This is a genomic window from Microbacterium sp. (assembly GCF_049661145.1).
Lineage (GTDB): Bacteria > Actinomycetota > Actinomycetes > Actinomycetales > Microbacteriaceae > Microbacterium.
In genome coordinates this window covers 1-11,540 of sequence record NZ_JBASZT010000450.1, presented here as the reverse complement: position 1 = coordinate 11,540, position 11,540 = coordinate 1, and the positions used below count along the sequence as shown (strand labels likewise).

9 protein-coding genes and 1 pseudogene are annotated in these 11,540 nt (G+C 69.6%); 3 read left to right on the top strand and 7 right to left on the bottom strand.

Features of this window, described 5'->3' with window-relative positions:
• The coding region (locus WBP48_RS18625; RefSeq protein ID WP_424442292.1) for an asparaginase at window positions 1-857 on the bottom strand (857 nt) is incomplete at its 3' end.
• Between the two features lie 84 nt (window positions 858-941).
• Between WBP48_RS18625 and WBP48_RS18620 the strand changes: the two genes are divergently transcribed.
• Window positions 942-1,418 carry an OsmC family protein gene (locus tag WBP48_RS18620; RefSeq protein ID WP_424442291.1) on the top strand — a complete coding sequence of 159 codons (477 nt, stop codon included), beginning with the start codon at window positions 942-944 and terminating at the stop codon, window positions 1,416-1,418.
• Between the two features lie 116 nt (window positions 1,419-1,534).
• Here WBP48_RS18620 and WBP48_RS18615 read toward each other — a convergent pair whose 3' ends face one another.
• Together WBP48_RS18615 and WBP48_RS18610 are read right to left on the bottom strand one after the other, a co-directional pair.
• Window positions 1,535-2,401, bottom strand: a complete 867-nt coding sequence (locus WBP48_RS18615) for an endonuclease domain-containing protein (protein ID WP_424442289.1) — start codon at window positions 2,399-2,401, stop codon at window positions 1,535-1,537.
• A gap of 469 nt (window positions 2,402-2,870) precedes the next feature.
• Window positions 2,871-3,668, bottom strand: a complete 798-nt coding sequence (locus WBP48_RS18610) for a lysophospholipid acyltransferase family protein (protein WP_424442293.1) — start codon at window positions 3,666-3,668, stop codon at window positions 2,871-2,873.
• Window positions 3,669-3,779: 111 nt separating this feature from the next.
• Between WBP48_RS18610 and WBP48_RS18605 the strand changes: the two genes are divergently transcribed.
• Entirely contained in the window at window positions 3,780-4,766 is a 987-nt protein-coding gene (locus WBP48_RS18605) for an FKBP-type peptidyl-prolyl cis-trans isomerase (RefSeq protein WP_424442288.1), read from the top strand.
• A 22-nt stretch (window positions 4,767-4,788) separates the two neighbouring features.
• Window positions 4,789-5,919, top strand: coding sequence for a 1-deoxy-D-xylulose-5-phosphate reductoisomerase (dxr, locus tag WBP48_RS18600; RefSeq protein WP_424442287.1), 1,131 nt, complete (start codon window positions 4,789-4,791; stop codon window positions 5,917-5,919).
• Window positions 5,920-6,106: 187 nt separating this feature from the next.
• Here the strand turns inward: dxr and pflA are convergent, their stop codons facing one another.
• The 4 genes and pseudogenes from pflA to WBP48_RS18580 form a co-directional block, all read right to left on the bottom strand.
• Window positions 6,107-7,045 (bottom strand): pyruvate formate-lyase-activating protein, encoded by a 939-nt coding sequence (pflA, locus tag WBP48_RS18595; protein WP_424442286.1) that lies wholly within the window; start codon window positions 7,043-7,045, stop codon window positions 6,107-6,109.
• Window positions 7,046-7,093: 48 nt separating this feature from the next.
• Window positions 7,094-9,358, bottom strand: coding sequence for a formate C-acetyltransferase (gene pflB / locus WBP48_RS18590; protein ID WP_424442285.1), 2,265 nt, complete (start codon window positions 9,356-9,358; stop codon window positions 7,094-7,096).
• A 180-nt stretch (window positions 9,359-9,538) separates the two neighbouring features.
• On the bottom strand, window positions 9,539-11,200 hold the full coding sequence (locus WBP48_RS18585; protein ID WP_424442284.1) for a Mur ligase family protein: 1,662 nt from the start codon (window positions 11,198-11,200) through the stop codon (window positions 9,539-9,541).
• 128 nt (window positions 11,201-11,328) lie between these two features.
• Window positions 11,329-11,540: pseudogene (locus WBP48_RS18580) on the bottom strand (hypothetical protein); the annotation flags it as partial.

Below are 11,540 nucleotides of genomic sequence, written 5' to 3'. Positions count from 1 at the left end.
GTGGTCGCTCGCCGGCTGCCGTCGAGCACCTTGAGGGCGACGGTCGTGCCCTCGGGGGCGGTCATGATCATGACGCCCTCGGCGCCGCCTTTCGCGAACACGCCCAGGCGTTCGATCGCGACGCTGTCTGGGCGACCGGGACCGTCGATCGCCCACGGATGCTCACGCACCGCGCGCACGAGCGTGCCTGCCATCCTGTGCAGCGCGAACGGCGACCGCTCCGACGAGGTACCGACGCGGTGCGCGGCGCGCGCAAGCGCGGTCAGGCTCATGGCATGGACCGGGGCTCCGCAGCCATCCACAGCGGTGGCGGCGACCTTCGCTCCGATGAGCCGCTCCACGACTTCACGGATGTGCAGTTGCAGTGGGTGGTTCGGATCCAGATAGGTCGCGGTGTCCCAGCCGTTCGCGACGCAGGTGAGCAGCATCGCGGCGTGCTTTCCGGAGCAGTTCATGCGCACCCGTTCCCGCTGGCCGAGCTCGCGCACCAGCTCGTCACGCGTGGCGGAGTCGGCCGGCCAGGCGGGCGGGCACTGCAGGTCGGACTCCCCGAGTCCCGCGGCGTGGAGGATCTCGCGGACCACTGCGATGTGCCGATCGGTGCCGGCATGGCTCGCCGTCGCGAGGACGAGACGCTCGTCGTCGAGCGTTGCGCCGGCCGTGAGGCATGCCACCGCCTGCAGCGGCTTGAGGCTCGAGCGCGGCAGGATCGGCGTGTCGACGTCGCCGAGTCTGATCCGCACGGCGCCCTCCGGGTCCAGGACGATCGCCGCTCCCGCGTGGCGGGACTCCACGAAGCCGCTCCGTTCCACGACGGCGAGTTGCACGGCGCCACTCACCGGAAACGTCTCTGCCACGTCGCCAGCCTAGCGCCGCCACGTGGGTGCGCCGCGGCGGGGGTGGGCGCGGTGCAGCTGCGAACACCGTGGCAGACTGACCGGATGCTGGGTGAACATCGTTACGGGCTGCACAGCCGCTGGACGGGCAATCGCGGCACCGGGACCAGCGGATACCGCGACTACGACCGCTCGGTGACGCTGTCGATCGAGGGCAAGCCAGACCTCCTCGCCTCCAGCGACCGCCCCTTCCGCGGCGACGGCACCCGGTGGAACCCCGAGGACCTCCTGCTGGCTGCGCTGTCGGAGTGCCACTTGCTGTCCTACCTGCACGCGTGCGTCCAGGCGGGCGTCGTCGTCGTCTCCAACGACGACGACGCGACCGGAGTCATGACCGAGGACGGTCGCGGCGGCGGCGCATTCACCGAGGTGACGCTGCGCCCGCGGGTCGTCGTGGCCGCGGCATCCATGATCGAGGCGGCAGAGGCCGCGCACGCGCAAGCTCACGAATGGTGCTTCATCGCGAACTCGGTGAACTTCCCCGTCCGCCACGACGCCATCGTGACCGCCCTCCCCGCCTGACCCGCTCGCTCGCTCCGGCGACATTCAGTCCGGCGTCCCGTCCATCGTTCCGCGGTCCCGTCCGAAAGCAGGCTGGATCGGGCGAAGAGGGTCTGGATGGCTCCCCGATGTTCGGTTCAGCCTGCTTTCGGGACGGACCGGCGCGCGCCCCGGCCGGCAAGCAGGCCGACGATCGCCGCACGAACCTCGTCGGCATGCCACAGAATGTCCTCGGCGATCGGGCGGTAGGTCGCGTACCCGAGAGCCGCTGCAGCCTGGTCGCGGCGTCGATCCCGCTTCTGATCCTCCCAAGATGAGTGGTACTGCTCGCTGTCGCATTCGATGATGAGCCAGCCGTCCACCACGAAGTCCACCCTGCCGACCCCGGAGATGCGGACCTGGACATGGAATTCGCATCCGATCGTGCGCAGGATCAGGCGCATGAGTGTCTCCGGTCCCGACTCCGCTCGCGAGTCCAGGAGTCGTCGCAGGCGTCGGTAGCGGCGAGGCAGCGCCGCGAACAACTCGTCGAGCTCGTCGTGAGGGAAGACGCCGAGGTGCAGTGCCGAGTCGATCGTGGCGATCGCTGCGCGCGGAGGCTGACAGAGGACCGCCTGGCGCAACGCATCGAGGACCTCCACGCTCATCGACCGTGGATGCGGTGCACGCGATAGTCGCTCACGGTGGACGTGGCCGTGCGTCGGGGTGGTCGGAAGCCGCGCGGCTTCCCCGGGGATGTGGATGTGCCGCGCCGCATGGTCGAGGACGAACACACCGCGGCGATGCAGCTCCGAGACGCACGCGAGCCGCCCTCGCGATCGCGCGGCCTCAATACAGTCCGTGTCGGTCGCGGGCGCGCAATAGGCGCCGCGCCGCAGCGGAGTGATCCGGCCGGTGGCGCTCGCGGCGCGCACATCGCGCCCCCGCCAGCCCTGCGCGGTCAGGTCGCGCGTACGGAAGAAGAAGGGGGCGGGGCCCGCGTCGGCGGTGTTTGCGTGCGACATGATCGCCAGCGTCGCGGTGGGCGCCGCCCCCGTGGAGACCGAACCCGGGAAATGTGGATAGATCGGCGAACTGCCGACCTGTGGAGGGGGCGATGCGCCCCGCGCCAGCAGTCACGGCCGAGCCGTCGTCGACATCGCTGGCTGCGTTCGGCTCCGGGTCGCGTGCCGGACCGCTGCCCGCTCTCTCGCCAGCAGCGTCGCAAGAGCAGGCTGGATCACGCACTGGGGCCCGCTCAGCGGCCAGAACAGTCGGTTCAGCCTGCTTTTCCGACGTCTGTCACGCCGGCACGCTTGCGGCGAGGGAACCTGCTCCCCCCGGGGGCCTTTCGTATCAGCTTTTCAGTGGCGCTGCCGCGCCGTGGGGCGAGGAAGTCTGGCTCATGTCGCGAGACTTTCGCGTTAGCTTTTCAGTGGCGCTGCCGCGCCGTGGGGGCGAGAGAACCTACCCAGCGACGCGAGAACCTTCGCATCAGCGGCGCTCGTGGGGGAGGACTTGCTTGAGGCGTTCGACGGGGTTCGCGGCGGGCGCCTCGTTGTAGGCGTTGGCGAGCTCCTGGCCGGAAAGCGCGTGGATCGCCGCCATGATCTCGTCGGTCGCGAGCCGCCGCGCCTTGCCGGAATCGGCCGGCCCGTGATGCGACAGATCGAGCGGCTCGCCGAAACGGACAGTCACCCGTGGGCGCAATCGGGGGAATTTCGCGCCCACGGGCATGATTTCGTTCGTTCCGACGATTCCCACCGGGACGACGGGTGCGCCGGTCCGCAACGCGAGGAACGCGACGCCGGTGCGTCCCTTGTACAGCCGGCCGTCGAGGGAGCGGGTGCCCTCCGGGTAGAGGGCGGTCGACCACCCCGCGTCGAGCATGCGCTGCTGCTGGTCGAGCGCGTCCAGGGCGGCCTGACCGGCGCCCCGCTGCACGGGGAAGGCGCCTACGGCGTAGAAGAACTCGCGCGAGAACCAGCCCTTCAACCCCTTGCCGTCGAAGTAGCTGGACTTCGCGAGGAACCGGACGGGGCGAGGGGCGGCCATCGGGATCACGAACGAGTCGACGAACGACAGATGGTTGCTCGCCAGGATCACGGCGCCCTTGCGGGGAAAGTTCTTGCGGCCCTCGATGCGCGGCCAATAGATCAGGCGGGCGAGAGGGGCGAGCACCCAACGGCCCAGGACATAGGTCGCGCCGATACCGGTGACCCGGTCGTCGTCGTGCGGATCTGCTGTCTCCGCCTCGGCATCCTCGGGATCGGGGCTCGCGGAGGTCACCAGAAGAGGCTACTCCGGATTCCATGCCTCTTCACGCATGTCCACACGGCGGGTCTCCCAGACTGTGCAGATGAAAGTACGAAAGGATGGACCGATCCCCGTTTCTTGCTTGCTGTGAGGTCTGAAGTGCGCCTGCGCCCGTTCGTCGTCCTTTCCGTCGCCGTCGTCTCGGCGGTGCTGTTCGCGGGGTGTTCGGGCCTGGGCGGTGGCGACGAGACGTCCTCGCCGACGTCGACCGGCTCCGCCGACCTCTGCGGCGCCGCCGCGCCCGCAGGCCCCCAGTCGGACGCGGTGACGGCGACAGGCGATGTCGGCACGCCGCCCGAAGTCTCCTTCGACTTTCCTATCGACGCGACCGAACTCCCCACCCAGCGCACGGTGCTGGTGACCGGCGACGGCGACGAGCTCGTCGCGGGTGACTACCTCAACTTCGGGTACACGATTCTCGACGGCACCACCGGTGCCGTGCTCGACGTCGGCGGTTTCGAGCCGGGGCAGCTCATGCCGCAGCAGATCTCCCCCGACGGTCTCGGGGCCTTCTTCGGGTGTGCGACGATCGGGAGCCGTATCGCGGTCGTCGCGGCGACCGGCGACACGACGACCCCGAGTGTCGTCTACGTCCTGGACGCGCTCGGCATCAACCCCACCGCCGCATGGGGTGAGGAGCAGGCGCCTGTCGCCGGCATGCCGACGGTGACGCTGGATGCCGACGGCACCCCGAACATCACGGTCCCCACCGACGACACGCCGCCGACCGAGACCGAGATCGCCGTCCTCAAGAAGGGCGACGGCTACACCGTCGCTGCGAGCGATCAGGTCCTCGTCCAGTTCCGCGGTGCGCGCTGGTCGACTGGCGAACTGTTCGACGGCGGCGACACGTGGACCGGCGATTCGCCGTACATGGGCGGCGCGGACAAGTTCGTTCCGGGCTTCACAAAGGCGCTCGTCGGGCAGACGGTGGGCTCGCAGGTGCTCGTCGTCATCCCACCGGCAGACGGCTACGGCGAGGGCGAGATCAACACGACGGATCTGAAGGGTGACACCCTCGTCTTCGTCATCGACATCCTCGGCGCGCAGCAGGCCGTCCCGGCGGCGCAGTAGCGGCGCTCGGTAGGCTGACGGCATGCGTCGCGTCGTGATCCTCGGTTCGACCGGCTCGATCGGGACGCAGGCGCTCGACGTCATCCGCGAGCGTCGCGACCGGTTCGAGGTCGTGGGTCTGGCGGCGGGTCGCAATCGCGAACTGCTGACCGCGCAGGCGACCGAGTTCGGCGTCGAGCACACGGCGCTCGCGGCGGACACCGGTGCCGACGCGGATGCCGATGCGGATGTCGGGGCCGCAACGGCCGAGATCGAGCAGCTCGTCCGTGACATCGCCGCCGACGTGGTGCTCAACGGCATCACCGGCTCTGTCGGCCTCGGCCCCACTCTTGCCGCGCTGGAAGCCGGCCGCACCCTCGCCCTCGCCAACAAGGAGTCGCTCATCGTCGGCGGTGACCTGGTGACCGCTCTCGCCGCCGACGGTCAGATCGTCCCCGTCGACTCCGAGCATTCCGCACTCGCGCAAGCGCTGCGCGCGGGGACGGATGCCGAGGTGCGGCGCCTTGTCGTGACGGCCTCCGGCGGTCCGTTCCGCGGCCGTGCCCGCGCCGAGTTGGTGGGCGTAACGCCCGCACAGGCCCTCGCGCACCCCACCTGGGACATGGGCAGAGTCATCACGACGAACTCGGCGACCCTCGTCAACAAGGGGCTCGAGGTCATCGAAGCGCATCTGCTCTTCGGCATCCCCTACGACGCGATCGACGTCGTCGTGCACCCGCAATCGGTCGTGCACTCGATGGTCGAGTTCATCGACGGGTCGACGATCGCGCAGGCGTCACCGCCCGACATGAGGTTGCCGATCTCGCTCGGGCTCGCGTGGCCGGATCGCGTCGCCGGCGTCGGCGTACCGTTGGACTGGACGCGCAACCAATCCTGGACATTCGAGCCGCTCGACGACGAGGCGTTCCCGGCGGTCGCGCTCGCGAAGCAGGTCGGGCGCGCCGGAGGAACGTACCCCGCCGTGTTCAACGCCGCGAACGAGCAGGCCGTCGAGGCGTTCCACGACGGCGCGCTGGGTTTCCTCGGCATCCTCGACACGATCGCCCGCGTCGTCGATGAGCACGAGCCTCCGTCGCGGCTGACCCGCGAGTCCCTCGCCGAGGCGGAACGGTGGGCGCGCGCCGCCGCGGACGCCGCGATCGCGGCGGTGTGACCACGCTCGTCTGCGAGAGACGGAGCATCTTCGGCGAGACTCTGCGGCGAGACGGAACGCATCGCATGCCGTCTCGTCGGAAATCTCCCGTCTCGGCGGAGGGCAGAGACGAATCAGCCCGTCGCGCGGATGGGCGGGACGGGCTGATCGGAGCCGGGCGAGGCTCTACCGACCGGTGCGAGAGCGGTCAGTACGTCGGGAGGCCGTGCGCGCGAAACCGCGCGCGCACGCGCTCGGTGAGTTCGGGTGTCGGCGGTTGGGTATCGGCGAGGTGGTATTCGCGGCCGAGCGCGTCCCACTTGTCGCGACCCATCTGGTGGAACGGCAGCACTTCTACCCGGCTGACCGCGTCGGGGCGGATCTCGTTCAAGGATGCCGTATATCGCGCGACCAGTTCGACGTTCTCTTCTTCGTCGGTGAGTCCCGGCACCAGGACGAACCGCACCCAGATCTCGGGACCTTCCGGGCGCGCTGCGAGGCGTCGGCCGAACTCGAGGGTCGGTTCGAGCTCACGCGTGGTGACCTTCTTGTAGGTGTCGGGGTCACCGCTCTTGACGTCGAGCAACACGAGGTCGACGTCGTCGAGCATCGCGTCGGATGCCGCGGCACCCAGGTATCCGGAGGTGTCGATGGCGGTGTGGATGCCGAGTTCCTTCGCGCCCCGCAGAATGCGCGCCGCGAACGCCGGCTGCATCAGCACCTCGCCGCCCGACAGCGTGATGCCGCCGCCGGTGGCGCTGAACACCGCCCGGTACCGGCCGATGCGCGTCAACAGCTCGTCGCTCGAGACCGGCTGCCCGTCCTTCATCATGAGGGTGTCGGGGTTGTGGCAGTACAGGCACTGCAACGGGCATCCGTTGAGGAAGACCGTCAGCCGGGTGCCCGGACCGTCCACGGCGGTCACCAACTCCCAGGAGTGCACCGATCCGAGCCGACCCTCACGCATCGCGGTGAGACGTTCGTGCCGGTCCACTTCCTCGACCGTCAGACCGTCGAGGCCGGCACCGGCCCGCCGCGGTACGGTGCCGGCGGGCGCCTGAAGGGGGACCTCCAGGCGCACCGCGTCATCGGGGAGGGAGCTCGGCACCGCGTTGCAGGGGTGGCGACGGAGCATCGTCGCTGCCATGGCGATCAGCTTCTTCCTGGTGGGGTTCGATGTGCCGGCGTTCGCCGGTCACATCGAACCGTGGAACGTACGCGACAGCACGTCGAGCTGCTGCTCGCGCGTGAGCCGGACGAAGTTCACGGCGTAGCCGGAAACGCGGATCGTCAGTTGCGGGTAGTTCTCCGGGTTCTCCATGGCGTCCTCGAGCGTCTCGCGGTTGAGGACGTTGACGTTCATGTGGTAGCCCTGCGAACCGACATAGGCGTCCAGGAGACCCGCGAGGTTGTGCACCTGCTCGTCCTTCGTGCGTCCCAGTCCGCTCGGCACGACCGTGTTGGTCAGCGAGATGCCGTCCTGCGACTCCGAGTAGGGGAGCTTCGCGACCGAGAGGGCGGAGGCCAGCATCCCGTGCGTGTCGCGTCCGTTCATCGGGTTGGCGCCCGGTGCGAACGGCTCGCCGGCGCGGCGGCCGTCGGGCGTGTTGCCCGTGGCCTTGCCGTAGACGACGTTCGAGGTGATCGTCAGCACCGACTGGGTCGGCAGCGCGTTCCGGTACATCGGGTGACGGCGGATCTTCGCCATGAACCGCTCGACGAGATCGACCGCGATCGCGTCGGCCCGGTCGTCGTCGTTGCCGTATGTCGGGAACTCGCCCTCGATCACGTAGTCCACGACGATGCCGCGCTCATCGCGCACGGGGGTGACCGTCGCGTACTTGATCGCCGACAGCGAGTCGGCGGCGACCGACAATCCCGCGATGCCGCAGGCCATCGTGCGCAGCACGTCCCTGTCGTGCAGGGCCATCTCGATGCGCTCGTAGGCGTACTTGTCGTGCGACCAGTGGATGCAGTTGAGCGCCTCGACATAGGTTTCGGCGAGCCAGTCCATGGTCTTGTCGAACCGCTCCATGACGTCGTCGAACTCCAGCGGGCCGTCGCCGACGGGTGCGGCCACGGGGGAGATCTGCTTGCCGGAGACCTCGTCGCGGCCGCCGTTGATGGCGTACAGCATGGTCTTGGCGAGGTTGACGCGGGCGCCGAAGAACTGCATCTGCTTGCCGACGCGCATCGGGCTCACGCAGCACGCGATGGCAGCGTCGTCCCCCCACGCGGCGCGGATGATCTCGTCGGACTCGTACTGCACCGCCGACGTGTCGATCGACACCTGCGCGCAGAAGTCCTTGAATCCCTGCGGCAGCGCGGGGCTCCAGAACACCGTCATGTTCGGCTCGGGGGCCGGGCCCAGGTTGTACAGCGTCTGCAGGTAGCGGAACGAGTTCTTCGTCACGAGCGGACGGCCGTCCTCGCCCACGCCGCCGATCGTCTCGGTGACCCACGTCGGGTCGCCGGAGAACAGCGAGTCGTACTCGGGGGTGCGCAAGAACCGGACGATCCGCAGCTTGATGACGAAGTCGTCGATGATCTCCTGCGCCTCGGCCTCGGTGATGAGGCCCCGCTGCAGATCGCGCTCGACGTACACGTCGAGGAACGTCGAGGTGCGTCCGAGCGACATCGCAGCGCCGTTCTGCTCTTTGACGGCGGCGAGGTAGCCGAAGTACAGCCACTGCACCGCTTCGCGAGCGGTGGTCGCCGGGCCCGAGATGTCGAAGCCGTACGAGGCGGCCATCTGCTTCAACTCGCCGAGGGCGCGGATCTGCTCCGCGTGCTCCTCGCGCATGCGCACGACGTCTTCGCTGAACGGCGTCGAGTCGAGGCCGAGCTTGTCGACCTTTTTGGCGGCGACGAGCTGGTCGATGCCGTAGAGGGCCACGCGGCGGTAGTCGCCGATGATGCGGCCGCGGCCGTAGGCGTCGGGCAGACCCGTGATGATGTGCGAGCTGCGCGCGGCGCGCACGTTCGGGGAGTAGACGTCGAACACGCCCTGGTTGTGGGTCTTGCGGTAGTCGCTGAAGACCTTCTTCAGGACCGGGTCGACCTCGTAGCCGTACGTCTCCAGTGCACCTTCGACCATGCGCCAGCCGCCGTTGGGCATGATGGCGCGCTTGAGAGGCGCGTCGGTCTGCAGGCCCACGATGACGGTGTCGTCGTCGGAGATGTAGCCGGGCGCGTGCGCTGTGATGCCGGCGGGAGTGTGTGCGTCGACGTCGTAGATGCCCTTCTCGCGCTCGACGGGGAACATCGCGGCGAGGGTGTCCCACACGCGAGTGGTGCGGGCGGTCGGGCCGGCGAGGAAGGATCCGTCACCGGTGTAGGGGGTGTAGTTGCGCTGAATGAAGTCGCGGACGTCGACCTCGTCCTGCCAGGGGCCGGCGACGAATCCGGTCCAGGCGACGGGTTGCGCGTCCTGCGAAGTGGTGGGGCTGACGGTTGTCATTTCGGGTTCCTCGTCCTTGTGGGATCCGCCCGTCCACCCATCCGTGGTCGGGTCGTTCCTCACACGATATCTCATGTGGTCCGACCACAGAATGGGAATGCACGAAAGCGACAAGCGGATGCCGTGGATGCTGCGTCCGCTTGTGGTCAGGCCACATGCTCGTCGGTGTTGCCGGTGGCGTCAGCGCCAGTCGCGGTCGGGGTCGGAGAGCGGGGTCTCGCCGTCGGGGTAGGGAACGTGCCAGCTCGGCTCGGGGACCGGCCAGCCGGCGTCGCGAAGTGCTCGGCGGGCGAGTTCTCGGGCGGAGTACGGCGTGCGGACGCCCTTGATGTCGCGGTAGTCCTGGTGGCCGGGCCCCGCCCACAAGATCGCGTCGCCCTCGCCGACGCGCGCCACGGCTTCGAGGATGGCGCGTTCGGGCGGCGAGAACTCGAGGACCTCGGCATCCTGCCTGGCGCGCCGCGCGCCTTCGATGAGCGTCGCACGGATGCCGTCCGGATCCTCGCGACGCGGATGGTGGTCGGTCACGATCACGACATCGCTGCCCTCCACCGCCGTGCGTCCCATGTCGTGACGTTTGGTCGCGTCACGGTCGCCGTCGGCACCGAACAGCATGACGACCTTTCCAGGCGTCACGCGCCGTACGGCGGCGAGCGTCTTCTCGAACGCGTCCGGGGAGTGGCCGAAGTCGACGTACACCGCCGGTCCCCGCTCGCCCGACACGCGCTGGGTGCGGCCGGGCAGCTGCGCGTCGATGCGCCCGCCGTCGAGGGCGTCCGCCAGCCGCTCCCACGCGTAGCCGGCCTCGAGCAGCATGACGATCGCAAGCCCCGCGTTGGCGGCCATATGGCGACCGATGACCGGGACCGTCGTCGTCAGTGTTCGCCTGTCCGGACCCGTCAGCGTGAACCCTGTCTCGCGCAGCGTAAACACGGTGCCGTCCTGACGCTCCTCGACGATGTCGACGGTCCAGTCGGCGGATGCCGCGGCATCCGCCGCGATCGCCGGTGTCACGATCGTCGTGACGGGCACTTCGGCGCGGGCCGCGACCTCGGCGCCGTACGAGGAGTCGAGGCACACGACGGCGCGGCGGGAGCGGTCGGGACGGAACAGCGGCAGCTTCGCCTCGAAGTACTCGCGCATGTCGGCGTAGTCGTCGAGGTGGTCGTGCGTGAGGTTCGTGAAGCCCGCGACGTCGAAGACGATGCCGTCGACGCGGTGACGGCTGAGCGCCTGCGCGCTGACCTCGACGGCGACCGCCTCGACGCCCCGCTCCCGCATGAGGGCCAGCAGCGCGTGGAACTCGCTCGCCTCGGGTGTCGTCAGCCGCGACACGATCACCTCGCCGGCGATGTGGCGCTCAGCGGTAGACGACAGCCCCGTCGCGACGCCGAGCTGCCCGAGGACGCCCTCCAGCAGATGCGACACGCTCGTCTTGCCGTTCGTGCCGGTGGTCGCCAGCAGCACCGGCAGATCCTCGGCGGTGCCGTAGACCCACGCCGACAGGTCGCCGAGGAGGGCGCGCGGATGGTCGACGACGACGATGGGCAGCCCCGCGTCCGCGGCGATCGTCGCGCCCGCCTCGTCCGTCACGATCGCGACGGCGCCGGCCTCGGCGGCGGTGGACGCGAACTCCGCGCCGTGACGGCCGGAACCCTGGATCGCGACGAAGGCCTCGCCGGGGCGCAGATCCGCCGTCGCGAGCGTGATGCCGCTCAGTTCGATGTCGGCCGCGTCGCCCCGCACTTCGCCGCCGAAACGCGCGGCGAGGTCGTCGAGCCGACGCCGCGGCGGATGGGCGGGGCGCAGGACAGGCGGGAGGTTCGAACCAGTGGCAGTCATGGCGCCACCCATCCTCTCACTGGCGCGTCCCTCGCGGCGCTCACCCGACGCGCGTGGTCGCTTGCTGCGCAGAGTAGGCGACCGCGCGCGTCGGTTCGGCGTCGCGAGCGGGGATGGTGGCGGGGGCGTCAGGTGCGGCGGCGCGTGACGGCGACGACGAGAGCAGCGAGCGCTGCGGCGAGTGCGCCGCCGGAGAGCCAGCGGGCAACGGGATCGGCAGGCGCGGCGCCGGATGCCGCGGCATCCTGATCGGCGTGGCCCTGCTCGTCCGGATCGGTGTGAGAGGTGGCGCCGTCCGCGTGACCGTGCTCGTCGCCCGCCGCGCCCGAGTCGCTCGTGC